This window comes from Streptomyces thermolilacinus SPC6 (assembly GCF_000478605.2).
In the GTDB taxonomy this organism is placed as follows: Bacteria; Actinomycetota; Actinomycetes; order Streptomycetales; family Streptomycetaceae; genus Streptomyces; species Streptomyces thermolilacinus.
Genome location: NZ_ASHX02000001.1, coordinates 4539131 through 4562172, shown reverse-complemented (window position 1 = coordinate 4562172; position 23042 = coordinate 4539131). Strand labels below are relative to the sequence as shown.

Below are 23042 nucleotides of genomic sequence, written 5' to 3'. Positions count from 1 at the left end.
CGCTCAGCCCGCCGTCACCCGGGCGCGCACCTCGGCGTCCGGACCGGCGAGGAGGACCGGGGTGCCGGGACCGCCCAGGTCCCGCACGGCGGCGCGGTCGGCGTCCGCGACGGCCTCGGCCTCGGAGACGACGGCCGCCGCCTCCAGGGACTTCGCGCCGCTGGCGACGGCCATCGCCACGGCCGTCTGGAGCGCGCTCAGCCGCAGCGAGTCCAGCGCGACCGTCCCGGCGACGTACGTCCGCCCGGTCTCGTCCCGTACCGCCGCGCCCTCGGGCACGCCGTTGCGGGCGCGGGCGCTGCGCGCCAGCGTGATGATCTTGCGGTCCTCGGGGTCCAGCTCGGTGCTCTGCGTCATGCCCCGAGCATAAGCAGGGCGGCCGGGGTGTCCCCGGCCGCCCTGTGGGTCAGGAGCCTCAGCTCTGGGCGCCCTTGACGAACTTGTCGCCGCCGCGCTTGGCCAGGTCCTCGAACGCCGCGTGGTCCGGCTTCTCGCCCATCGGGACGTACGCCAGGCGCGTCATACCGGCGCCCTGGCGGGCGACCAGCACGTCGGACTCCAGCTTCATGCCGAGCTGCGGGATGTCCATGGTCATCCGCAGGGCGACGGCCTCCTCGCCGACCTGCGGCGCGGTCAGCTTCTCGGTGCTGATCGTCATCTTCTCGCCCGCGTCGACGCTCACGAACGACGCGCACTTGCCGATGGCCTCGTCCACGCTCTTCACGAACGCCGCGGCGGCGTCGCCGTCGGAGTAGGTGAAGATCTGCTGGGCGAGGATCGCGCTGTCCGTGCCCCGGGCGAACTCGCGGCTGCCGCCCTGCGTGGCGCCGTCGACCTTGTCGGACATCAGCACGGCCAGCGGCTGGCACTCGGGCTTCTCCGCCTTCGGGGCCTGGTCCGAGGACGCCGCGGCCTCGGCCTTCCAGCCGGCCGGGAGGTCGGCGACCTCCAGGAGGCCCGCCTTCATCTGGGCCTCGGTGAGCTGGGCCGCCGCGGGCTTCTGCCCGGCGCTGTCGCCGCCCTTCGCCTTGTCGTCCTTCTCGGACGAACCGCCGCACGCGGCGGTCAGGAACAGGGCGGACGCGGTGAGCGCGACGACGGCACCGCGACGGGCACGGGTACGAGTACGCATAAGAGTCTGAACTCCCCAATGGCAGTAGTGATCCTGGGGAGCTTCTGGTTTCCCCCCTCCCCGCCCTCACGGGCCGCAGCGAGGATAACCGCCGCCACCGACAAGTGATCGCGAATAAACGCGTACGTGATGGCGGGCTACCGCTACGGGCGGTCCAGCCGCAGGCGTTCTGCCTTCGGGAGTCCAGCGACGACCAGGTCGTAGGAGTCCTCGACCAGCTCCCTGACCAGGGCGGCAGGGAGGGCGGAGACGGTCACCGTGTTCCAGTGGCGCTTGTTCATGTGATAGCCGGGGACGACCGCGTCCGGGTGGTCGGCACGCAGGCGGACGGCCTCGTCGGGGTCGCACTTGAGGTTCACGGTGAGCGGCCGCGCGTCGAGCGCGCTGAGGGCGAACATCTTCCCTGCGACCTTGAAGACCGAGGTCTCGGGGCCGAAGGGGAACTCCTCCACCGCGGCGTTGAAGTCCAGGCAGAACGCCCTCAGCTGCTCGGGGGTCACGCGGCCTCCTCCTCCGGCTCCTTCGGTACGGGCTCCGCCAGCACGGTCACGATCTTGTTGCGGCGGCCCGCGGGGGACTCGGCGGTCAGCCGCAGCGCACGCCCGTCCGGCAGGTCAACCACGGCCGACGCCCCGGCGATCGGGACGCGGCCGAGGGCCTTGGCGAGGAGCCCGCCGACCGTCTCCACGTCCTCGTCGTCGTACGCGTCGAGTCCGAACAGCTCGCCCAGGTCACCGATGTCGAGGCGGGCGGTCACCCGGTAGCGGCCGTCGCCGAGCTCCTCGACGGGCGGCAGCTCGCGGTCGTACTCGTCGGTGATCTCGCCGACGATCTCCTCCAGGATGTCCTCGATGGTGACGATCCCGGCCGTGCCGCCGTACTCGTCGATGACGACGGCGCAGTGGTTGCGCTGCTGCTGCATCTCCCGCAGCAGGTCACCGGCGTTCTTCGTGTCCGGCACGAACGTCGCCGCCCGCATCGCCGTGGACACGAGGTCGGACTCCGAGTCGCGGTTGACGTGGGTCTTGCGGACCAGGTCCTTCAGGTACACGATGCCGACCACGTCGTCCTCGTTCTCCCCGGTCACGGGGATGCGCGAGAAGCCGGAGCGCAGGGCGAGCGTGAGCGCCTGACGGACGGTCTTGTACCGCTCGATCGACACGAGGTCCGTACGCGGCACCATCACCTCGCGGACCAGTGTGTCGCCCAGCTCGAACACCGAGTGCACCATGCGGCGCTCCTCGTCCTCGATGAGCGACTCCTGCTCCGCCAGGTCCACCATGGCCCGCAGCTCCGCCTCCGACGCGAAGGGGCCCTTGCGGAAGCCCTTGCCGGGGGTCAGGGCGTTGCCGATGAGGATCAGCAGCTGCGGGACCGGGCCCATGATCCGGGCCAGCGGCAGCAGCACGTACGCGGCGGCCGTCGCCGTGTTCAGCGGGTGCTGGCGGCCGATGGTGCGCGGCGAGACGCCGACGGCGACGTACGAGACGAGGACCATCACGCCGATCGCGACGACCAGCGCGCTCCACGTCTGCGCGAACTCCTCCAGGCAGACGTACGTGACGAGCGCGCCCGCGGCCATCTCGCAGGCGACGCGGACGAGCAGCGCCACGTTCAGGTACCGGGTCGGGTCGGACGCCACCTGCGTGAGCTTGGCCGCGCCGCGCCGCCCGGCCCGTACGGCCTCGGCGGCGCGGAAGCTGGACACCCGGGCGATGCCCGCCTCGGCGCACGCGGCGAGCCACGCGACCACGACGAGGGCGACCGCGCCCAGGACGAGTTGGCCGGTCATGAGACGGTCGGCGCCGGGGAGGGACCGGTGAGGCCCTTCTCCGCCCGCCAGCCGTCGATGATCGCCGCCTGGAGTCCGAACATCTCGGCCTTCTCGTCGGGCTCCTCGTGGTCGTAGCCGAGGAGGTGCAGCACCCCGTGGACGGTGAGCAGCTGCAGCTCCTCGTCCATGGAGTGCTGCGTGGGCGCCTCGCGGCCCTGCCGCTCGGCGACCTCGGGGCAGAGCACGATGTCCCCGAGGAGCCCCTGCGGGGGCTCCTCGTCGTCCTTCGACGGCGGACGCAGCTCGTCCATCGGGAAGGACATGACATCCGTCGGGCCCGGCAGATCCATCCACTGGATGTGCAGCTGCTCCATCGCCTCGGCGTCCACCACGATCACCGACAGCTCGGACAGGGGGTGGATGCGCATCCGCGCGAGCGCGTAGCGGGCGACGTCGAGGATCGCCTGCTCATCGACCTCGGTGCCGGACTCGTTGTTGACGTCGATCGACATGTGCTGTTGGGTCTCTCGCTCTGAATGGTCAGCGCCCGTTACCGGCGTCGTACTTCTCGTACGCGTCGACAATACGGCCGACCAGCTTGTGCCGTACGACGTCGTGCGACGTGAGGCGGGAGAAGTGGACGTCCTGGACGCCGTCGAGGATGTCCTGCACCTGCCGCAGACCGCTCTTGGTGCCGTTCGGCAGGTCCACCTGCGTCACGTCACCGGTGATGACGATCTTGGAGTCGAAGCCGAGCCGGGTGAGGAACATCTTCATCTGCTCGGGGTTCGTGTTCTGCGCCTCGTCGAGGATGATGAACGCGTCGTTGAGCGTCCGGCCGCGCATGTACGCCAGCGGCGCGACCTCGATCGTGCCCGCCGCCATGAGGCGCGGGATCGAGTCGGGGTCGAGCATGTCGTGCAGCGCGTCGTACAGCGGCCGCAGGTACGGGTCGATCTTCTCGTAGAGCGTGCCCGGCAGGAAGCCGAGCCGCTCGCCCGCCTCGACGGCGGGCCGGGTCAGGATGATCCGGTTGACCTGCTTGGACTGGAGGGCCTGGACCGCCTTCGCCATGGCGAGGTAGGTCTTGCCCGTGCCCGCCGGGCCGATGCCGAAGACGATCGTGTGCTTGTCGATGGCGTCGACATAGCGCTTCTGGTTGAGCGTCTTGGGCCGGATGGTGCGGCCGCGGCTGGAGAGGATGTTCTGGGTGAGGACCTCGGACGGCGTCTCGGCGGCCGCTCCCCCGGTCTCCTCCTTGAGCATGGCGATCGAGCGTTCCACCGCGTCCTCCGTCATCGGCTGCCCCGTGCGCAGCACCAGCATCATCTCGTCGAACAGCCGCTGGATGAGGGCCACCTCGGCGGCCTCGCCCACCGCGCTGATCTCATTGCCCCGCACATGGATGTCGGCACGGGGGAAAGCCCGCTCGATCACGCGGAGCAGGGCGTCGCCCGAGCCGAGCACGGTCACCATCGGATGCTTGGCGGGTACGGTGAAGTGGGCTCGTACCTGGTCTGTCGGTGTCTGAGTCATGGGCCGGCTCTGTGGCCTGCGCATACCTCCTGTTGCAGGGTTCTCGCCGCTCGACAACCTCTGGACTGTCCAGGGTACGGCGTTCGGCTGACAACCCAGAAGGCTTTTCACCGGCGCTCAGGCGGAACGGCCGAAGCCGATCGTCGGCACGGCCCGGCGCAGCGGCCAGGGCCGGGTCGGGGCGGGCAGCAGCGCGTCGAGGAACCGGTACCGGCGCAAGGCGGCCGGGTCCTGGCCGGAGCAGCCCTGCACGTACTGCCACCAGGCGGCGACCTCCACCCAGCCGGGCGCGGACAGCGAACCGCCGAACTCCTGCACGGACAGCGCGGCCGTCAGCCCGGCGAAGGCCAGCCGGTCGGCGAGCGGCCACCCGGCGAGCGTCCCGGTGAGGAACCCGGCGACGAACACGTCCCCGGCGCCCGTCGGGTCCAGCGCGGCGACCTCGATGGCCGGGACCTCGGCGGTCTCGCCGGTGGAGCCGTCCACGGCGTACGCTCCGTCCGCGCCGAGCGTGACGACGGCGAGCGGCACCTTGTCGGCCAGCGCGCGGGCGGCGGCGCGGGGGCAGTCGGTGCGGGTGTAGCGCACGGCCTCGTCGGCGTTGGGCAGGAACGCCTCGCAGTGCTCCAGGTCGGGCAGCGCGGCCAGGTCCCAGCGGCCCGTCTCGTCCCACCCCACGTCGGCGAAGATCCTCGTGTCGCGGCGGGCGGCCTCCTCCACCCACGCCTCGGTGCGGCCGGGCGCGAGGGAGGCGACGGCGGCACGCGCGCGGGGCGGGCAGGCGGGGACGGAGCCCTCCGGGGGCGGTGCCTCGTGGCCGTGCGACACCATCGTGCGCTCGCCGTCGTACGCCATGGACACCGTGACCGGCGAGTGCCAGCCGGGCACGGTGCGCGACCGCGACAGGTCGATGCCCTCGCCCTGTTCGAGGGCGTCCCAGCAGTACTCGCCGTAGTGGTCGTCGCCGAACGCGGCGGCCAGCGAGGTGCGCAGCCCCAGCCGGGCCAGGGCGGTCGCCATGTTGGCGACGCCGCCGGGGCTGGAGCCCATGCCGCGCGCCCAGGTCTCGGTGCCCCGCGCGGGGGCGCTGTCGAGGCCCGTGAACACGATGTCCAGGAACACCGTGCCGGTCAGGAACACGTCGCACTCGGGGTCCGAGGGCGTGCGGAGCGTGCCCAGCGGGTCCACTCCCGCGGTGTGCTGGTGCTGCTGGCCTCCGAAGGCGTCGGGTGTGATCACGGCGTGCTCCCGGTCGCGCGGTGCTGATCCGGCCAGTGTGCCCGATCGGCCGCGCGCAAGCCCCGCGTTCCCGTCTGGCTCCGCGAAGGCACACGCGCGTACGGCCGGGCCCCGGGCTGCTCAGTCGAAGGTGTACGCCTCCACCTCGGCCAGGTACCGCGCGCGCAGCGCCTCGTCCTGGTCGAGGAACGCCGCCTCGAAGGAGTTCCGGGCGAGCCGCCGCAGGTCCTCCTCGGTGAGGGCGAGCGCCTCCCGTACGGCGTGGAACGTCTCGCCCACGTACCCGCCGAAGTACGCGGGGTCGTCGGAGTTCACCGTGACCAGCAGTCCGGCGTCCATCATCGCCTTCAGCGGGTGGTCCTCCAGGACGTCCACTGCGCGCAGCCGGACGTTGGACAGCGGGCACAGCGTGAGCGGCACCCGGTCGCGTACGAGCCGCTCCACCAGCTCCGGGTCCTCCATGGCGCGCAGCCCGTGGTCGATCCGCTCCACCCCCAGCAGGTCGAGCGAGTCGCGGATGTACGAGGGCGGGCCCTCCTCGCCCGCGTGCGCGACCCTGCGCAGGCCCAGCGCGGCGGCCGCCTCGTACACCTCGCGGAACTCGGCGGGCGGGTGCCCCACCTCGGCGGAGTCCAGGCCGACGCCCGTGATGTGCCGCAGGTACGGCTTCGCCTCCTCCAGGGTGGCCATCGCGGACTCGGCGGACTCGTCCCGCAGGAAGCACATGATCAGCCGCGTGGTGACGCCGTGCCGCTCCTCGCTGCCCTCCAGCGCCCGGGCGAGGCCCTCCACGACCGTGCCGAAGGGGACGCCGCGGGAGGTGTGGGCCTGCGGGTCGAAGAAGACCTCGGCGTGCCGGACTCCCTGCGCGGCGGCCCGCGCGAGGTAGGCGTCGGCGAGCTCGGCGAAGTCGTCGGCGGTGCGCAGGACGGCCATCAGCGCGTAGTACAGGTCGAGGAACGACTGGAGGTCCTCGAAGCGGTACGCGCGGCGCAGCTCGTCGGTGTCGGCGAAGGGCAGGTCCACGCCGTTGCGGGCGGCGAGCGCGAAGGCCAGCTCCGGTTCGAGGGTGCCCTCGATGTGGAGGTGGAGCTCCGCCTTCGGGAGGTCTTCGGGGAGGTTCATGTGCGGGGTGGTTCCTAGGGGCGCTGGGGGAGGTTCATGTACGGATGTGCCTAGGGGCGCTTGGGGAGGGGGACGCGGATGAGGTCCTGGGCCACGGTCAGTTCGCCGGCGAACCCGGCCGCGCGGGCCTGCCGTTCGAAGGCGGACGGGTCGCCGTAGCGCTGCGAGAAGTGGGTGAGGACGAGGCGACGGACCCCCGCGTCGCGGGCCACGGCGGCGGCCTGCCCCGCGGTCAGGTGGCCGTGCTCGACGGCGAGGGAGATGTCCTCGTCGAGGAACGTGGACTCGATGACGAGCAGGTCGCAGCCGTCCGCGAGCGCGTGGACGCCGTCGCAGAGGCGGGTGTCCATGACGAACGCGAAGCGCTGGCCGGGCCGTACCTCGCTGACGTCCTCCAGGCGCACCCCGCGCAGCACGCCCTCGCGCTGGAGGACGCCCACGTCGGGGCCCTCGACGCCGTGCGCGGCGAGCCGCTCGGGCAGCATGCGACGCCCGTCGGGCTCGGTCAGCCGGTACCCGAACGACTCGACCGGGTGCGACAGGCGGCGCGCCTCCAGCGTGTACCCGGGCGTCTCGGCGACGGGCCCGTCGGCGGCGACGGGGGCCTCCACGATGTCGGCGCGCTCGCGGTAGGCGGTGGCGTACCGCAGCCGCTCGAAGAACCGCTGCCCGGACGCCGGGTAGTGGGCGGTGACGGGGTGCGGGACCTGGTCGAGGTTGATGCGCTGGATGACCCCGGCGAGGCCCAGGGAGTGGTCGCCGTGGAAGTGGGTGACGCAGATCCGGTCGATGTCGTGCGCGGCGACCCCGGCGCGCAGCATCTGCCGCTGGGTGCCCTCGCCCGGGTCGAAGAGGATGCCCTCGCCGTCCCAGCGCAGCAGGTAGCCGTTGTGGTTGCGGTGGCGTGTGGGCACCTGGCTCGCGGTGCCCAGCACGACCAGTTCTCGTACGGACACGCGGTCTACCCGGGGGGCCACTCGAGGCCGCGGCCGCCGAGGACGTGGGCGTGCGCGTGGAAGACGGTCTGCCCGGCCCCGGCGCCCGTGTTGAAGATGATCCGGTAGCCCGTCTCGGCCACCTTCTCCTGCGCGGCGACCTCCCCCGCCTCGCGCAGCACGTCGGCGGCGACGTCCGGCGCGGCGGCGGCGAGCGCGGCGGCGTCGGCGTGGTGCGCCTTGGGGATGACCAGGACGTGCGTCGGCGCCTGGGGGTTTATGTCGCGGAACGCGACGGTGGTCTCCGTCTCGCGGACGACGGTGGCGGGCACCTCCCCCGACACGATCTTGCAGAACAGGCAGTCGCTGCGCGGCTCTCCGGCCATGCTGGCGGCCCTCTCTCGACTCGGACGGCAGATATGTCCGTACCCTATCGCCGCCCCCGCGCCGTCATCAGGCCGTCCGGCCCGCCACGCCTCGTGAGCGGCGCACGTCCACGGCCGGCGGCCGGAGGACGGAGGACGGGGACCGGTGGGTCAGGACCAGCGGCCCGTGCGGCCGAGGAGCAGCGCCGTCGCCGCCGTGCCGGCCGTGGACGTGCGCAGGACGCTGCGCCCCAGCCGGTACGGCTTGGCCCCGGCCTCCGCGAAGGCGGTGAGCTCGTCGGGCGCGACCCCGCCCTCCGGGCCGACGACCAGCACGATCTCGCCGGTCGCGGGGAGCGGCGCGGTGGCGAGCGGCTCGGCGCCCTCCTCGTGGAGGACGGCCGCGAAGTCCGCGTCGGACAGCAGCCGGGCGACCTGCCTGGTGCTCGCCGCGTCCGCGACCTCGGGGAAGCGCAGCCTGCGGGACTGCTTCCCGGCCTCGCGGGCGGTGGCCCGCCACTTCGCCAGCGCCTTCAGCCCGCGCTCGCCCTTCCACTGCGTGACGCACCGCGCCGCCGCCCACGGCACGACCGCGTCCACGCCCGTCTCGGTCATCGTCTCGACGGCCAGCTCGCCCCGGTCGCCCTTGGGCAGCGCCTGGACGACGGTGATGCGCGGCGTGGCCACCGGCTCGTCCCGTACGTCCGTCACGGCCACGCCGAGGCGGTCCTTGCCCTCCACGGCGGCGACCGTGCCGTACGCGCCGCGTCCGGCGCCGTCCGTGAGGACGACCTCCTCACCGACCCGCAGCCGGCGCACCGAGACGGCGTGCCGTCCCTCGGGCCCCTCCAGGGTGAGCACCGCGCCGGGCGCGGCGGCCGTCAGGTCGTCGGCGACGAAGACGGGGGCGGTCATGAGGCACCTCCCATGGCCAGCGCGGAGACGGCCGACCGGAGTTCGCAGTGGAGTACGTCGACGAGCTGCCCGGCGGGCAGTTCGCGGGCCAGGCGGTGGCCCTGTCCGGCCCACAGGGCCATGCCCTGCGGGTCCTTCGCCTTGGCGGCCGCCTTGCGCAGCCCGCTGGTGAGATGGTGCACCTCGGGGTACGCGGCGGGGGCGTACGGCCCGTGCTCCCGCACGAACCGGTTGACCAGGCCCCGGGCGGGGCGTCCCGAGAAGGCGCGGGTCAGCTCGGTGTGGGTGAACAGCGGGTCCGTCATGGCCCGCTTGTGCACGGGATCGGCGCCGGACTCGGGGCACACGAGGAACGCGGTGCCGAGCTGCGCGGCCTCGGCGCCCGCCGCGAGGACGGCGGCGATCTGGGCGCCGCGCATCAGCCCGCCCGCGGCGAGTATCGGCAGCGCCACGGCCTCGCGGACCTGGGTGATCAGCGCCAGCAGGCCGGTGCCGGACGTCTCGGTCTCCGGGTCGTCGCGGTGGGTGCCCTGGTGGCCGCCGGCCTCGACGCCCTGCACGCACACCGCGTCGGCCCCGGCGCGTTCGGCGGCGCGCGCCTCGTCGGCGCTGGTGACCGTCACGACCGTACGGGTGCCCACGCGCGCGAAGGCCGCCACCGTCTCCGCCGTGGGGCAGCCGAACGTGAAGGAGACGACCGGCACCGGGTCGTCGAGGAGGATCGCCAGTTTCGCGTCGTAGCCGTCGTCCCTGCCGCGGTCGGTCTCGCCGAGCGGGGTGTCGTACCAGGCCGCCTCACCGGCGAGCTGCTGGCGGTAGACCTCGACGGCGGCGGCGTCCGCCTGGCCCGGCTGCGGCATGAACAGGTTGACGCCGAACGGGCGGGCGGTGAGGGCCCTGATCTGCTGGACCTCCTGGTACATGCCGTCGGCCGTCTTGTATCCGGCGGCCAGGAATCCCAGGCCGCCCGCCTCGGACACGGCGGCGGCGAGCGCCGGGCACGAGGCGCCGCCGGCCATGGGCGCCTGCACGATCGGGTAGCGGCAGAGACCGGTCAGCGCGGAGGACATGCACGCATGGTGTCACGCCCCCGCGCCGCCTTCGAACCCCGCTGCCGCCGGTATCCGGCCCGCCCGGCGGCCCGAGCGCGGCCAGGCCGGGGGCACGGCCGCTCCCGTGCGAGCCGGGGGCGGCCACCCTCTACGAGCCGGGGCTAGCGGCCGTTGAACGCGTCCTTCAGCCGGGAGAACAGCCCCTGCTGGCCCGGCGCGAACTGGCCCGTCGGCCGCTCCTCGCCGCGCAGCTTCGCCAGCTCGCGCAGCAGGCGCTCCTGCTCCGCGTCCAGCTTCTGGGGCGTCTGCACCTCGACGTGGACGACGAGGTCGCCGCGCCCGCCGCCGCGCAGGTGCGTCACGCCACGGCCGTGCAGCGGGATCGACTGGCCGGACTGCGTGCCCGGCCGGATGTCCACTTCCTCCAGCCCGTCGAGCGTCTCCAGCGGCACCTTCGTGCCGAGCGCGCCCGCCGTCATCGGGATCGTCACCGTGCAGTGCAGGTCGTCGCCGCGCCGCTGGAACACCGGGTGCGGCAGCTCGTGGATCTCCACGTACAGGTCGCCCGCGGGGCCGCCGCCGGGGCCGACCTCGCCCTCGCCCGCCAGCTGGATGCGCGTGCCGTTGTCCACACCGGCCGGGATCTTGACCGTGAGCGTGCGGCGGGAGCGCACCCGTCCGTCGCCCGCGCACTCGGGGCACGGCGTGGGGACGACCGTGCCGAAGCCCTGGCACTGCGGACACGGGCGGGACGTCATGACCTGGCCCAGGAAGGACCGCGTCACCTGCGACACCTCGCCGCGGCCGCGGCACATGTCACAGGTCTGCGCGGACGTACCGGGCGCGGCGCCCTCGCCGGAGCACGTGGTGCACACGACGGCCGTGTCGACCTGGATCTCCTTCGTGGTGCCGAAGGCCGCCTCGTCGAGCTCGATCTCCAGGCGGATCATCGCGTCCTGGCCGCGGCGGGTGCGCGACCGGGGGCCGCGCTGGGACGCCGTACCGAAGAAGGCGTCCATGATGTCGGAGAAGTTCCCGAAGCCGCCCGCGCCGAAGCCCGCGCCCGCTCCGGCGCCGCCGGAGGAGGAAAGCGGGTCGCCCCCGAGGTCGTAGACCTGCTTCTTCTGCGGGTCCGACAGCACCTCGTAGGCGGCGTTGATCTCCTTGAACCGCTCCTGCGTCTTCGGATCGGGGTTGACATCCGGGTGCAGCTCGCGCGCGAGCCGACGGAATGCCTTCTTGATCTCGTCCTGGGACGCGTCGCGGCGCACGCCGAGTACGGCGTAGTAGTCCGTGGCCACTTACGACTCCGCCAGGATCTGTCCGACGTAACGTGCCACTGCGCGTACCGCTCCCATCGTTCCGGGGTAGTCCATGCGGGTCGGTCCGACCACGCCGAGTTTGGCGACCGCCTCGTCGCCCGAACCGTAGCCGACCGCGACGACGGACGTGGAGTTGAGCCCCTCATGGGCGTTCTCGTGGCCGATACGTACGGTCATGGCCGGATCTGTCGCCTCGCCGAGCAGCTTGAGGAGCACGACCTGCTCCTCAAGCGCCTCCAGCACGGGCCGGATGGTGAGCGGGAAGTCGTGTCCGAAGCGCGTGAGATTGGCGGTGCCGCCGATCACCAGGCGCTCCTCGGTCTCCTCCACCAGCGTCTCCAGCAGCGTGGAGAGCACCGTGGAGACCGTCCCTCGGTCCTCCGGTTCGAAGGACTCCGGGAGGTCCTGCACCAGCTGCGGCACGTCGGTGAACCGCCTGCCGACGACCTGGCTGTTCAGCCGGGCGCGCAGGTCGGCCACGGAGGTCTCGCCGAACGGCGCGGGGCAGTCGACCATGCGCTGCTCCACCCGTCCGGTGTCCGTGATCAGGACGAGCATCAGCCGGGCCGGGGCCAGCGACAGCAGCTCGACGTGGCGGACGGTGGACCGGGTCAGCGACGGGTACTGCACCACCGCGACCTGGCGGGTCAGCTGGGCGAGCAGCCGGACCGTGCGTCCCACGACGTCGTCCAGGTCGACCGCGCCCTCCAGGAAGTTCTGGATGGCCCGGCGCTCCGGCGGCGACAGCGGCTTGACTCCGGCGAGCTTGTCGACGAAGAGGCGGTAGCCCTTGTCCGTGGGGATGCGTCCGGCGCTGGTGTGGGGCTGGGCGATGAAGCCCTCCTCCTCCAGCACCGCCATGTCGTTGCGCACGGTGGCCGGCGACACGCCCAGTTTGTGGCGCTCGGTGAGCGCCTTGGACCCGACGGGTTCCTCGGTACCGACGTAGTCCTGGACGATCGCGCGCAGCACCTCGAGTCTGCGTTCACTGAGCACGGCGCGCACCTCCAGCTGGCTCCGGTTGGCTGACGTCTGCTGGCACTCGCCGTGTCCGAGTGCCAATCATCCCCGCGGCCAGTGTACGGCGCCGGGGTCAATGCCTGGCAAGGGCGACGTGACGGGCGTGACAGCGCGCGCGGGCCGATCACCGTACCGCGCGCCCGCCGTGGGCATTGCCGATAGCGTCGCGGTATGGACGTCGCTTGGGAAGAGTTCGGGTGGGAGCGGCTCGCGGCGGGTGTCGGCCGCAGGCGGCTCCCGGGCTGGGACGCCACGGTCGGCCTGGTCGTCGGGGAGGACGCCGCGCTGCTGTTCGACGCGGGTTCCACGCTGCGGGAGGGTGCCGCGATCCGGGCCCAGACGCAGCGGCTGCTGGGCGGGCGGCGCGTGACGCACATCGCACTGAGCCACGCGCATTTCGACCATGTGCTGGGCGCCGCCGCGTTCGCCGGAGCGCAGGTGTTCGGGGCCGTGGGGCTCGACGAGGTGCTGGTGCGGGAGCGGGACGCGCTGCGGGCGGACGCCGTGCGGGAGGGCGTCGCCGAGGACGAGGCGGGCGAGGCCGCGGACGTGCTGGTGCACCCGCACCACCTGGTGTGCGCGGAGTGGACGCTCGACCTGGGCGGCCGTCAGGTGCTGCTGGCCAACGTCGGCCCCGGGCACACGGGCCACGACCTGGCACTGCTGGTGCCGGGCCCGCCGTCGGCGGTGGTCTTCTGCGGGGACCTGGTGGAGGAGTCCGGTGAGCCCCAGGCGGGCCCGGACGCGTTCCCGAAGCGCTGGCCCGCCGCGCTGGACCGGCTGCTGGCTCTGGGCGGCGTGGACGCGGCCTACGTGCCGGGGCACGGCGCGGTGGTGGACGCGGCGTTCGTCCGCGCCCAGCGCGACGAGCTGGCCGCCCGGTTCGCCGTGGCGTAGGGGCGCCGCCGAGCTGTGGGGCGCGACCGTGCGGTACTGGCCCGGCGGCGCGGCGGCTCCGGGCGGAGGGCCGGGTCGGCGGGTTCGGCGCGTCCGGGCGGTGCTGGCCCGGGCGTTCGGCGTGTCGTAGCGTCTGGCGAATGCGCGCTTACGACCCCGATCTGACCCCTCCGTGGAAGAAGCAGGCCGCCGTGCCGGAGGTGCCCGCCGAGCCGGACCTGGTGGTCGAGGAGGCCGGTACCGGGTTCTGCGGGGCGGTCGTGCGGTGCGAGGCCGGGACGGTGACCCTGGAGGACCGGTTCGGCAGGCACCGGGTGTTCCCGCTCGTGCCGCGCGGCTTCCTGCTGGAGGGCCGCCCGGTGACCCTGGTCCGCCCCGCCGCCGGTCCGGTGCGCCCGTCCCGTACGGCGTCCGGCTCGGTCGCGGTGCCGGGCGCGCGGGCGCGGGTGGCGCGGGCGGGGCGGATCTACGTGGAGGGCCGCCACGACGCGGAGCTGGTGGAGCGGGTGTGGGGCGACGACCTGCGGATCGAGGGCGTCGTCGTGGAGTACCTGGAGGGTGTGGACGACCTGCCCGCGATCGTCCGGGACTTCCGTCCGGGCCCGGACGCCCGGCTCGGGGTGCTGGTGGACCACCTGGTGCCGGGGGCGAAGGAGGCCCGGATCGCCGCGTCCGTCACGGACCCGCACGTCCTGGTGGTCGGGCATCCGTACGTGGACGTGTGGCAGGCCGTGAAGCCCTCGGCGCTGGGCATCCCCGCGTGGCCCGCCGTGCCGCGCGGCCAGGACTGGAAGACCGGGGTGTGCCGGGCGCTGGGCTGGCCCGGGAACACCGGCGCGGCCTGGCGGCACATCCTGGGCCGGGTCCGCTCCTACAAGGACCTGGAGCCCGAGCTGCTGGGCCGGGTGGAGGAGCTGATCGACTGGGTGACGGCCCCGCCGCGGGGGTGAGGCCGCCCGTACGTCTCGGAGGCGCCGCCCGTACGGGACGTGCCGAGCCCGTACGTGGCGTGCCGTGCCCGTCAGTCCACCAGGTCCCGGACCACCGCGTCCGCGAGGAGGCGGCCGCGCAGGGTGAGGACGGCGCGCCCCTCGGCGTACGGACCGGTCTCCAGGAGGCCGTCCCTCACCGCGCGCTCCGCCGCCGCCAGGCCCGCCGGGCGCAGCAGCGACAGGGCGACGCCGTCGCGCAGCCGCAGCTCCAGCAGGACCCGCTCCACGCGCCGGTCCTCCTCCGACAGGACCTCACGCCCCGCGCCCGGTGAGCGTCCCTCGGCGAGGGCGGCGGCGTAGGCGCCGGGGTGCTTGACGTTCCACCACCGGACCCCGCCGACGTGGCTGTGCGCGCCGGGGCCCGCGCCCCACCAGTCGGCGCCGCGCCAGTACAGCTCGTTGTGGAGGCAGCGGCCCGCGTCCGACGTGGCCCAGTTCGACACCTCGTACCAGGCGAACCCGGCCTCCGCGAGCACGGTGTCCGCGATCAGGTACCGGTCGGCGTGCACGTCGTCGTCGGTCATCGGCACCTCGCCGCGCCGGATGCGCCGGGCCAGCTGGGTGCCCTCCTCGACGATCAGCGCGTAGGCGGAGACGTGGTCGGGCCCGGCGCCGATCGCGGCGTCCAGGGAGGCCCGCCAGTCGTCGTCGGTCTCGCCGGGGGTGCCGTAGATCAGGTCCAGGTTGACGTGGTCGAACCCGGCGGCGCGGGCCTCGGCGACGCACGCCTCGGGGCGGCCGGGCGTGTGGGTGCGGTCCAGGACCTTCAGGACGTGCCGCCGGGCGCTCTGCATGCCGAAGGAGATCCGGTTGAAGCCGCCCTCGCGGAGCGTGGCCAGGTAGGCGGGGTCCACGGACTCCGGGTTGGCCTCCGTCGTGATCTCGGCGTCGTCCGCGAGGCCGAACTCGTCGCGAATGGCGCCGAGCATGCGGACCAGGTCGTCGGCGGCGAGCAGCGTGGGCGTGCCGCCGCCGACGAAGACCGTCCGCACGGGCCGGGGGTCGTCGCCGAGGACCTTGCGGGCGAGCCTGACCTCGTCGGTGAGGGTCGCCGCGTAGTTGTCACGGGAGGCGAGGACGCCGCCGGAGCCGCGCAGCTCGGTGGCGGTGTACGTGTTGAAGTCGCAGTAGCCGCAGCGGGTCGCGCAGTACGGCACGTGCAGGTAGAACCCGAGCGGCCGCTCCGCGCGCCCGTCGAGGGCGGACGGGGGCAGGGACCCGTCCTCGGGCACGGGCTCACCATCGGGCAGTACGGAAGGCATGGGGTCCATTGTCCGTCACCGCCGCCGTTACGCGGCGCGGCGGCGGTGCCGGACGGGGCTCTCGCGGGCGCCGGACCCCCTGGTGCCAGGCCTCGCGGGCGCCGGGCCCCTGGTGTCAGGCCTCGCGGGCGCCCTCGTACATCTCCTCGATGAGGTGCTGGTACTCCCGCTCGACCACGGGCCGCTTCAGCTTGAGGCTGGGCGTCAGCTCGCCGTGCTCCACGTCGAGGTCGCGCGGCAGCAGCCGGAACTTCTTGATCGTCTGCCAGCGCTGAAGGCCCTCGTTGAGCCGGTCCACATACCCCTGGACCATGTCCTTGACCTGCTGCGTCGCGACCAGCTCCGCGTACGGGCGGCCGCCGAGGCCGTGCTCCTGCGCCCAGCCCTGGAGCGACGCCTCGTCGAGGGCGATGAGCGCGCTGCAGTAGTTCCGGTCGGCGCCGAGGACCACGATGTTGGAGACGAACGGGCACAGCGCCTTGAAGTGCCCCTCGATCTCGCTCGGCGCGATGTACTTGCCGCCGGAGGTCTTGAACAGGTCCTTCTTCCGGTCGGTGATCTTCAGATACCCGTCGGCGGACAGCTCGCCGATGTCCCCGGTGTGGAACCAGCCGTCCGGCTCCAGCACCTCGGCGGTCTTGTCGGGCAGCTTGTGGTAGCCCTCCATGATGCCGGGGCCGCGCAGCAGGACCTCGCCGTCGTCGGCGATGCGCACCTCGCAACCGGGCAGCGGCTTGCCGACCGTGCCGGTGCGGTAGGCCTCGCCCGGGTTCACGAACGACGCGGCGGACGACTCCGTCAGGCCGTACCCCTCCAGGATGTGGATGCCGGCGCCCGAGAAGAAGTAGCCGATCTCCGGGGCGAGCGCGACGGAGCCGGAGATGGCGGCGCGCAGCCGCCCGCCGAACGCCGCGCGGAGCTTGGAGTACACGAGCGCGTCGGCGACCTTGTGCTTCGCGGTGAGGCCGAGCGGCGCCTTGGCCTGGCCGGTGCGGCGGTAGCTGTCCTGGCTGGCCTTGGCGTACTCGCGGGCGACACCGGCCGCCCACTGAAAGATCTTGTACTTGGCGGGGCCGCCGGCCCGGGCCTTGGCGGCGACGCCGTTGTAGACCTTCTCGAAGATGCGCGGGACGGCCGCCATGTACGTCGGCTGGACGACCGGCAGGTTCTCGATGATCTTGTCGATGCGGCCGTCGACGGCGGTGACGTGTCCCGCCTCGATCTGGCCGGAGGTCAGCACCTTGCCGAAGACATGGGCGAGCGGCAGCCACAGGTACTGCACGTCGTCCTCGCGGATCAGCCCCGTCGCGGCGATGGCCTTCGCCATGTACGACCAGTTGTCGTGCGGGAGGCGCACGCCCTTGGGACGGCCGGTGGTGCCGGAGGTGTAGATGAGCGTGGCGAGCTGGTCGGCGGTGATGGCCGCGACCCGCTCCCGTACCGCCTCCGGGTGCTTCTCCAGGTACGCCCGGCCGCGCTCCTCCAGGTCGGCGAGGGACACGACCCAGCCCTCCGGGTCGCCCTCGGCGGGCTCGGCGGCCGCGGCGTCGATGACGACGACGTGGTGGAGGTCCGGCAGGTCGGCGCGGCGCTCACGGGCCTTGGCGAGCTGGGCGGCGTCCTCGGCGATCAGGACGCGGCTCTCGGAGTCGGCGAGGATGTACGCGGACTCCTCGGCGTTGGTCTGCGGGTAGACCGTGGTCGTGGCGGCCCCGGCGCACATGACGCCCAGGTCGCACAGGATCCACTCGACGCGGGTGGCGGAGGCGAGGGCGACGCGCTCCTCGGGCCGTACGCCCAGCTCGATGAGCCCCGCGGCGATCGCGTACACGCGCTCGGCGGCCTGGGACCAGCTGAGCGACCTCCACTCGTCCGGGCCCTGGCCGGAGGCGGCCGGGACGGGGTAGCGGTACGCCTCCGCGTCCGGGGTCTTCGCCACCCGCTCGAGGAAGAGGCTCGCCACGGAGGGCGGGCGGTTCTCGATCTGGGTCTTCGTGTCGCTCACGGCGTCCTCCGGCGGGCCTGGCAGATGCCGCACGCGGACGTGCGGGCACTTCACTGCTGCGGGAAAAGCGGGTCAACGGATGGTTGTTTAACTCGCGAGTAACCACCGAGCGGGATCAGGGTAAGGCGCCGTCGTCCGCTGCGTAAGGGGATGTGGACGCGTGATTCATACCCGCTTCATAACGACTGTGGACCGCCGGTGAAAAGGCGGAGGCGCCCGTCCGTCATCCGAACGGGCGCCTCCTGGCACCGGACCACCGCCGCGCGCGGCGGGTGGCGGTCGCCTACTTCTTGCCCTTGCCGGCGGACTCGTCGCTGGACAGCACCGCGATGAAGGCCTCCTGCGGGACCTCCACGGAGCCGACCATCTTCATCCGCTTCTTGCCTTCCTTCTGCTTCTCCAGCAGCTTCCGCTTACGGGAGATGTCACCGCCGTAGCACTTGGCGAGAACGTCCTTGCGGATGGCGCGGATCGTCTCGCGGGCGATCACCCGGGAGCCGATGGCGGCCTGGATGGGCACCTCGAAGGCCTGCCGCGGGATGAGCTCGCGCAGCTTGGCGACGAGCCGCACGCCGTACGCGTACGCCGCGTCCTTGTGGGTGATCGCCGAGAAGGCGTCCACCTTGTCGCCGTGGAGCAGGATGTCCACCTTGACGAGGGAGCTGCTCTGCTCGCCGGTGGGCTCGTAGTCGAGCGAGGCGTAACCGCGGGTCTTGGACTTCAGCTGGTCGAAGAAGTCGAAGACGATCTCCGCGAGGGGGAGCGTGTAGCGGATCTCGACGCGGTCCTCTGACAGGTAGTCCATGCCGAGGAGGGTGCCGCGGCGGGTCTGGCAAAGCTCCATGATGGAGCCGATGAACTCGGACGGCGCGAGGATCGTGGCGCGCACGACCGGCTCGTACACCTCGCTGATCTTGCCCTCGGGGAACTCGCTCGGGTTGGTGACGGTGTGCTCGCTGCCGTCCTCCATGACGACCCGGTACACCACGTTCGGCGCCGTGGCGATCAGGTCGAGGCCGAACTCGCGCTCCAGGCGCTCGCGGATCACGTCCAGGTGGAGCAGGCCGAGGAAGCCCACGCGGAAGCCGAAGCCGAGCGCCGCCGAGGTCTCGGGCTCGTACACCAGGGCGGCGTCGTTGAGCTGGAGCTTGTCGAGGGCGTCGCGCAGCTCCGGGTAGTCCGAGCCGTCCAGCGGGTAGAGGCCGGAGAACACCATCGGCTTGGGGTCCTTGTAGCCGCCGAGGGCCTCCTGGGCGCCCTTGGCCTGGCTGGTGATCGTGTCACCGACCTTGGACTGGCGGACGTCCTTCACACCGGTGATCAGATAGCCCACCTCGCCCACGCCGAGGCCGTCGGCCGCGAGCATCTCCGGCGAGTTGGTGCCGATCTCCAGCAGCTCGTGGGTGGCGCCGGTCGACATCATGCGGATGCGCTCGCGCTTGTTGAGCTGGCCGTCCACGACACGGACGTAGGTGACGACACCGCGGTACGAGTCGTAGACCGAGTCGAAGATCATCGCGCGGGCGGGGGCGTCGGCGACACCGACCGGCGCCGGGACGTCCCGGACGACGCGGTCGAGGAGCGCCTCCACGCCGAGGCCGGTCTTCGCGGAGACGCGCATGACGTCCTCGGGCTGGCAGCCGACCAGGTTCGCCAGCTCCTCGGCGAACTTCTCCGGCTGGGCGGCCGGGAGGTCGATCTTGTTGAGGACCGGGACGATGGCCAGGTCGTTCTCCATGGCCAGGTACAGGTTGGCGAGGGTCTGCGCCTCGATGCCCTGGGCCGCGTCCACGAGCAGGATCGTGCCCTCGCAGGCGGCCAGGGAGCGCGACACCTCGTACGTGAAGTCCACGTGGCCCGGGGTGTCGATCATGTTGAGGATGTGGGTCCTGCCCTGCTGCTCACCCTCGGTGGGCGCCCAGGGCAGCCGGACGGCCTGGGACTTGATGGTGATGCCGCGCTCGCGCTCGATGTCCATGCGGTCGAGATACTGAGCGCGCATCTGCCGCTGCTCGACCACGCCGGTCAGCTGGAGCATCCGGTCGGCGAGGGTGGACTTGCCGTGGTCGATGTGCGCGATGATGCAGAAGTTGCGGATCAGTGCCGGGTCGGTACGGCTCGGCTCGGGCACGTGGGTAGGGGTCGCGGGCACGCAGGGTCCTGATTCTCGAGACGCCCGGGCGTACGCCGGTGTCTCTGCTCGGGTCGACGTCGGATCGAGTACGTAGGTTCCATGGTCCCACGGACGGGGACGGGCGCTCGGTTTGGGCCGCTCGAAGCGCTGCTGGTAGCCTGGGCAGCTGTGTCTCGTGGCCCTCTCAGCAGCGTGGCACACATCGAGAAATCCTTACGAACCTGAAAAGGCTCATTCGTGGCGAACATCAAGTCCCAGATCAAGCGGAACAAGACGAACGAGAAGGCGCGCCTGCGCAACAAGGCCGTCAAGTCGTCGCTCAAGACCGCGATCCGCAAGGCCCGTGAGGCCGCCGCCTCCGGCGACGTCGAGAAGGCCACCGCGGCCACTCGCGAGGCGTCCCGCAAGCTGGACAAGGCCGTCTCCAAGGGCGTCATCCACAAGAACGCCGCCGCCAACAAGAAGTCGGCGCTGGCGTCCAAGCTGGCCGCCCTGCAGGGCTGAGCTCCTGTAGTTCCGGGAACGCCGTTCCCGGAACCGGCCCGATCCCTGCGGCTTCACGCCTCGGGGTGAGGGACCGGACGACTTGATCGCCGGGAGGGACCCAGCGGGCCCTCTCAACCACGCTCCCACCCGGCACCCCCGAGCCCGTACGCGGCCTGCGTTCGCCACGCGGGTACGGGCTCACACCGAACGTCCCGAAGGCCCCGGCCCCCGTCTTTCCCCAGACGGCCCGGGGCCTTCGGCATGCCCGCCCCGGACTGCGGGGCCTGTGTCTTGGGCCGGGCTGGCGGGTGCTGGTTCGGGGCGCCTGAACTCTCACGCATAGGCGCGACGGCGAAGGCGCCGCTATCGGGCGACGCCACGGGGCGGGCGCCCATCGGGCAGACCTGCGGCATGCGGGGCGGGCAGCGGCCGGCCCCGGTCCCCGGCTCCGCTCAGGGGCGCGAGCCCCTGGTACTGCACCCCTCAGCGGCGGGAGCGGGCGGCGCGGGCGATGGTGACCACGGCCTTCTCCAGCGCGTACTCGGGGTCGTCGCCGCCGCCCTTGACGCCCGCGTCGGCCTCGGCGACGGCGCGCAGGGCCACCGCGACCCCGTCAGGCGTCCAGCCACGCATCTGCTGCCGTACGCGGTCGATCTTCCACGGCGGCATGCCCAGCTCACGGGCGAGGTCGGCGGGACGGCCACCCCGCGCGGAGGACAGCTTGCCGATGGCCCGCACGCCCTGCGCGAGCGCGCTGGTGATCAGCACGGGCGCCACCCCGGTCGCGAGGGACCAGCGCAGCGCCTCCAGGGCCTCGGCGGCCCGCCCCTCCACGGCACGGTCGGCGACGTTGAAGCTGGACGCCTCGGCGCGGCCCGTGTAGTACCGGGCGACGACGGACTCGTCGATCGTGCCCTCGACGTCGGCGGTGAGCTGGGACACCGCGCTGGCGAGCTCCCGCAGGTCGCTGCCGATCGCGTCCACGAGCGCCTGGCACGCCTCGGGCGTCGCCGACCGGCCCAGCGTCCGGAACTCCTGCCGCACGAACGTCAGGCGCTCCGCGGGCTTGGTGGTCTTGGGGCACGCCACCTCGCGCGCCCCGGCCTTGCGGGCCGCGTCCAGCAGGCCCTTGCCCTTGACGCCGCCAGGGTGCAGGAGGACGAGGCTGATCTCCTCCACGGGCGCGGCGATGTACGCCTTGACGTCCTTGATCGTGTCCGCCGACAGGTCCTGGGCGTTGCGCACGATCAGGACCTTGCGCTCCGCGAACAGCGACGGGCTCGTCAGCTCGGCGAGGCCGCCGGGCTGGAGCTGGTCGGCGGTCAGGTCACGGACGTCCGTGTCGGCGTCGGCCGCCCGCGCGGCCGCCACCACCTGCTGGACGGCCCGGTCCAGCAACAGGTCCTCCTGGCCCACGGCGAGCGTGACGGGGGCGAGCGGATCGTCGGTCGAGTTCTTGGCAGCCATCGCACCCAGCATCCCACGCCCCACCGACAACGCCGATCCAGCGGTCAGCGTGCGAGCGGTACGACCGGCCGTCCAGCATCAGGCATCCGCGGCCCTCCCCCACGCCACCCCAGCGCAGGGCCGGGCCGCCCACGTACTGGCGCCGACGCACCGGACAGCACCGGCACCGGCACGACCTCTTCACCGTCAGCCGCCCCGCACAACGGGTCGCCCGGCACATGAGCGACCCGAGAGGCGCAGCAGCTCCACCCGCCACGACGCACAGACGGCTGGAACGCACCCACGCGCGCAGACGGCTGGACCGCACCCACGGTCAGGCAACCGGACCGCACCGCGGTCAGGCAGGTGGCACCCGCGCCAACGGCCACCCGGCGTCGAACCCCAGCGCCCCGGCCGCCTGGACGCCGCGCCGCCGCTGTCCGTACCCGACCACGGCGCTGACACCTACGAGCGGAGACCCGTCGACGTCACCAGGCCGGGCCGCGCGGCCAGACCCCCAAACCGCGCGGCCCGGAGCCCCAGGGCCGACCGGTCAGGGCTCCTCGCGCCAGCCGTCCCACTCGGCGGCGAAGTCGTCCAGTTCGGCGGCGGACAACCGGGCTTCCGGGTCCTCGATCACCAGGAGCCACTGGGCGTCCTCGGCGTCGTCCTCACCGGCGAGGGCGTCGCGCACGAGCTGGGGCTCCTCGTCCAGTTCATAGCGCTCGGCGAGCGCCTCCGCCGCCTCCTCGGCCGCGTCCCGGTCGGGCAGGACCAGCACGTGCCTGACGTCGCCGATGCGGTCTTCTTCGTTCACTGCGTTCACGCCACCATTCTTCAACCCCCTCCCGGACGGTGAACCTCCAGGTCGGTCTAGTCCTCCGGTCCTCCCTCCGATGCCCGAGGCGCGGCGGCGGGCCCGCCCGTAGCGTGAGGCCGTGATCATCCGTGAGCCGGTCCGGGACCGGGAGCAGCGCAAGCGGGACGTCCTCCGGCGGCTGGACGAGGACCACGACCTGTGGGTGGCGACCGCCTCGGCCGCCGGTGAACCCCTTCTCGTACCGCTGTCGTTCGTCTGGCACGACGGCACCCTGCTGATGTCCACGCGGCGGACCAACCCCACCGCCCGCAACCTCACCCCGCGCGGCCGCGTCCGGCTGAGTCTCGGCCACACCCGCGACGTGGTGCTGGTGGACGGCTTGGCCGAGGCGGTCGAGGGCCGTGACCTGCCGCGCGCCTCGGCCGACGCGTTCGCCGCCAAGCTCGGGTGGGACCCCCGCGACCGCGAAGCGTGGATCTATCTGCGGGTGACGCCCCGGACGGTGAAGGCGTGGCGCGAGGAGAACGAACTGCCCGGCCGGCTCCTGATGCGCGACGGCACCTGGCTCGTCTGAACCGGTCGCCT

23 protein-coding genes are annotated in these 23042 nt (G+C 72.7%); 4 read left to right on the top strand and 19 right to left on the bottom strand.

The window, feature by feature from the left end; all coding sequences use genetic code 11:
- Nucleotides 1–3: 3 nt before the first annotated feature.
- The 14 genes from J116_RS19710 to hrcA form a co-directional block, all read right to left on the bottom strand.
- A complete protein-coding gene (locus J116_RS19710; RefSeq protein WP_023588792.1) occupies nt 4–357 on the bottom strand; it encodes a hypothetical protein in 354 nt (117 codons plus the stop codon).
- 58 nt (nt 358–415) lie between these two features.
- Nucleotides 416–1132 carry a sensor domain-containing protein gene (locus J116_RS19705; protein WP_023588791.1) on the bottom strand — a complete coding sequence of 239 codons (717 nt, stop codon included), beginning with the start codon at nt 1130–1132 and terminating at the stop codon, nt 416–418.
- Nucleotides 1133–1275: 143 nt separating this feature from the next.
- On the bottom strand, nt 1276–1632 hold the full coding sequence (locus tag J116_RS19700) for an MmcQ/YjbR family DNA-binding protein (RefSeq protein ID WP_023588790.1): 357 nt from the start codon (nt 1630–1632) through the stop codon (nt 1276–1278).
- Entirely contained in the window at nt 1629–2924 is a 1296-nt protein-coding gene (locus J116_RS19695; protein WP_023588789.1) for a hemolysin family protein, read from the bottom strand. The genes J116_RS19700 and J116_RS19695 overlap by 4 nt, the downstream gene beginning before the upstream one ends.
- Nucleotides 2921–3418 (bottom strand): rRNA maturation RNase YbeY, encoded by a 498-nt coding sequence (ybeY, locus tag J116_RS19690; RefSeq protein ID WP_023588788.1) that lies wholly within the window; start codon nt 3416–3418, stop codon nt 2921–2923. The genes J116_RS19695 and ybeY overlap by 4 nt, the downstream gene beginning before the upstream one ends.
- 28 nt (nt 3419–3446) lie before the next feature.
- The gene (locus J116_RS19685; protein ID WP_079147774.1) at nt 3447–4442 is read right to left on the bottom strand and encodes a PhoH family protein; all 996 of its coding nucleotides are present in this window, start codon (nt 4440–4442) and stop codon (nt 3447–3449) included.
- 117 nt (nt 4443–4559) lie between these two features.
- Nucleotides 4560–5678: a carbohydrate kinase family protein gene (locus tag J116_RS19680; protein ID WP_394331510.1), complete on the bottom strand. Its 1119-nt coding sequence runs from the start codon at nt 5676–5678 to the stop codon at nt 4560–4562.
- Between the two features lie 123 nt (nt 5679–5801).
- A complete protein-coding gene (locus J116_RS19675) occupies nt 5802–6806 on the bottom strand; it encodes an adenosine deaminase (RefSeq protein ID WP_023588785.1) in 1005 nt (334 codons plus the stop codon).
- A 50-nt stretch (nt 6807–6856) separates the two neighbouring features.
- The gene (locus J116_RS19670; RefSeq protein ID WP_023588784.1) at nt 6857–7762 is read right to left on the bottom strand and encodes a ribonuclease Z; all 906 of its coding nucleotides are present in this window, start codon (nt 7760–7762) and stop codon (nt 6857–6859) included.
- A 5-nt stretch (nt 7763–7767) separates the two neighbouring features.
- A complete protein-coding gene (locus J116_RS19665; RefSeq protein ID WP_023588783.1) occupies nt 7768–8127 on the bottom strand; it encodes a histidine triad nucleotide-binding protein in 360 nt (119 codons plus the stop codon).
- Between the two features lie 150 nt (nt 8128–8277).
- On the bottom strand, nt 8278–9021 hold the full coding sequence (locus J116_RS19660; RefSeq protein ID WP_023588782.1) for a 16S rRNA (uracil(1498)-N(3))-methyltransferase: 744 nt from the start codon (nt 9019–9021) through the stop codon (nt 8278–8280).
- Nucleotides 9018–10091 carry a nitronate monooxygenase gene (locus tag J116_RS19655; protein ID WP_023588781.1) on the bottom strand — a complete coding sequence of 358 codons (1074 nt, stop codon included), beginning with the start codon at nt 10089–10091 and terminating at the stop codon, nt 9018–9020. Before J116_RS19655 ends, J116_RS19660 begins: the two co-directional genes overlap by 4 nt.
- 143 nt (nt 10092–10234) lie before the next feature.
- Nucleotides 10235–11374 (bottom strand): molecular chaperone DnaJ, encoded by a 1140-nt coding sequence (gene dnaJ / locus J116_RS19650; protein ID WP_023588780.1) that lies wholly within the window; start codon nt 11372–11374, stop codon nt 10235–10237.
- Complete coding sequence (gene hrcA, locus J116_RS19645; RefSeq protein ID WP_028964284.1) at nt 11375–12391, bottom strand: heat-inducible transcriptional repressor HrcA; 1017 nt, start codon at nt 12389–12391, stop codon at nt 11375–11377.
- 195 nt (nt 12392–12586) lie between these two features.
- Between hrcA and J116_RS19640 the strand changes: the two genes are divergently transcribed.
- Nucleotides 12587–13312, top strand: a complete 726-nt coding sequence (locus J116_RS19640) for an MBL fold metallo-hydrolase (RefSeq protein WP_023588778.1) — start codon at nt 12587–12589, stop codon at nt 13310–13312.
- A 140-nt stretch (nt 13313–13452) separates the two neighbouring features.
- Nucleotides 13453–14262 (top strand): DUF3097 domain-containing protein, encoded by an 810-nt coding sequence (locus J116_RS19635; protein WP_023588777.1) that lies wholly within the window; start codon nt 13453–13455, stop codon nt 14260–14262.
- A gap of 71 nt (nt 14263–14333) precedes the next feature.
- On the opposite strand, the gene hemW is transcribed toward J116_RS19635, so the two are convergent.
- From hemW to lepA, 3 genes are all read right to left on the bottom strand, one after another.
- On the bottom strand, nt 14334–15566 hold the full coding sequence (gene hemW, locus J116_RS19630) for a radical SAM family heme chaperone HemW (RefSeq protein ID WP_023588776.1): 1233 nt from the start codon (nt 15564–15566) through the stop codon (nt 14334–14336).
- A 115-nt stretch (nt 15567–15681) separates the two neighbouring features.
- Nucleotides 15682–17571 carry an AMP-dependent synthetase/ligase gene (locus tag J116_RS19625; protein ID WP_023588775.1) on the bottom strand — a complete coding sequence of 630 codons (1890 nt, stop codon included), beginning with the start codon at nt 17569–17571 and terminating at the stop codon, nt 15682–15684.
- 283 nt (nt 17572–17854) lie between these two features.
- Nucleotides 17855–19723, bottom strand: a complete 1869-nt coding sequence (lepA, locus tag J116_RS19620; RefSeq protein ID WP_023588774.1) for a translation elongation factor 4 — start codon at nt 19721–19723, stop codon at nt 17855–17857.
- A 219-nt stretch (nt 19724–19942) separates the two neighbouring features.
- On the opposite strand from lepA, the gene rpsT reads away from it, so the two are divergent.
- The gene (gene rpsT, locus J116_RS19615) at nt 19943–20209 is read left to right on the top strand and encodes a 30S ribosomal protein S20 (RefSeq protein WP_028964283.1); all 267 of its coding nucleotides are present in this window, start codon (nt 19943–19945) and stop codon (nt 20207–20209) included.
- A 465-nt stretch (nt 20210–20674) separates the two neighbouring features.
- Here rpsT and holA read toward each other — a convergent pair whose 3' ends face one another.
- Nucleotides 20675–21658, bottom strand: a complete 984-nt coding sequence (gene holA, locus J116_RS19610) for a DNA polymerase III subunit delta (protein ID WP_028964282.1) — start codon at nt 21656–21658, stop codon at nt 20675–20677.
- Between the two features lie 532 nt (nt 21659–22190).
- Complete coding sequence (locus J116_RS19605; protein WP_028964281.1) at nt 22191–22436, bottom strand: hypothetical protein; 246 nt, start codon at nt 22434–22436, stop codon at nt 22191–22193.
- A gap of 139 nt (nt 22437–22575) precedes the next feature.
- Here J116_RS19605 and J116_RS19600 point away from each other — a divergent pair, with 139 nt between their 5' ends.
- Entirely contained in the window at nt 22576–23031 is a 456-nt protein-coding gene (locus J116_RS19600; protein WP_023588771.1) for a pyridoxamine 5'-phosphate oxidase family protein, read from the top strand.
- Nucleotides 23032–23042 lie beyond the last annotated feature (11 nt).

Coding starts and splice junctions, on each gene's coding strand:
- J116_RS19705 (WP_023588791.1), bottom strand. CDS start 1,132: ATGCGTACTCGTACCCGTGCCCGTCGCGGTGCCGTCGTCGCGCTCACC.
- J116_RS19660 (WP_023588782.1), bottom strand. CDS start 9,021: ATGACCGCCCCCGTCTTCGTCGCCGACGACCTGACGGCCGCCGCGCCC.
- J116_RS19675 (WP_023588785.1), bottom strand. CDS start 6,806: ATGAACCTCCCCGAAGACCTCCCGAAGGCGGAGCTCCACCTCCACATC.
- J116_RS19640 (WP_023588778.1), top strand. CDS start 12,587: ATGGACGTCGCTTGGGAAGAGTTCGGGTGGGAGCGGCTCGCGGCGGGT.
- ybeY (WP_023588788.1), bottom strand. CDS start 3,418: ATGTCGATCGACGTCAACAACGAGTCCGGCACCGAGGTCGATGAGCAG.
- J116_RS19710 (WP_023588792.1), bottom strand. CDS start 357: ATGACGCAGAGCACCGAGCTGGACCCCGAGGACCGCAAGATCATCACG.
- J116_RS19695 (WP_023588789.1), bottom strand. CDS start 2,924: ATGACCGGCCAACTCGTCCTGGGCGCGGTCGCCCTCGTCGTGGTCGCG.
- J116_RS19635 (WP_023588777.1), top strand. CDS start 13,453: ATGCGCGCTTACGACCCCGATCTGACCCCTCCGTGGAAGAAGCAGGCC.
- J116_RS19685 (WP_079147774.1), bottom strand. CDS start 4,442: ATGACTCAGACACCGACAGACCAGGTACGAGCCCACTTCACCGTACCC.
- J116_RS19655 (WP_023588781.1), bottom strand. CDS start 10,091: ATGTCCTCCGCGCTGACCGGTCTCTGCCGCTACCCGATCGTGCAGGCG.
- holA (WP_028964282.1), bottom strand. CDS start 21,658: ATGGCTGCCAAGAACTCGACCGACGATCCGCTCGCCCCCGTCACGCTC.
- hemW (WP_023588776.1), bottom strand. CDS start 15,566: ATGCCTTCCGTACTGCCCGATGGTGAGCCCGTGCCCGAGGACGGGTCC.
- J116_RS19665 (WP_023588783.1), bottom strand. CDS start 8,127: ATGGCCGGAGAGCCGCGCAGCGACTGCCTGTTCTGCAAGATCGTGTCG.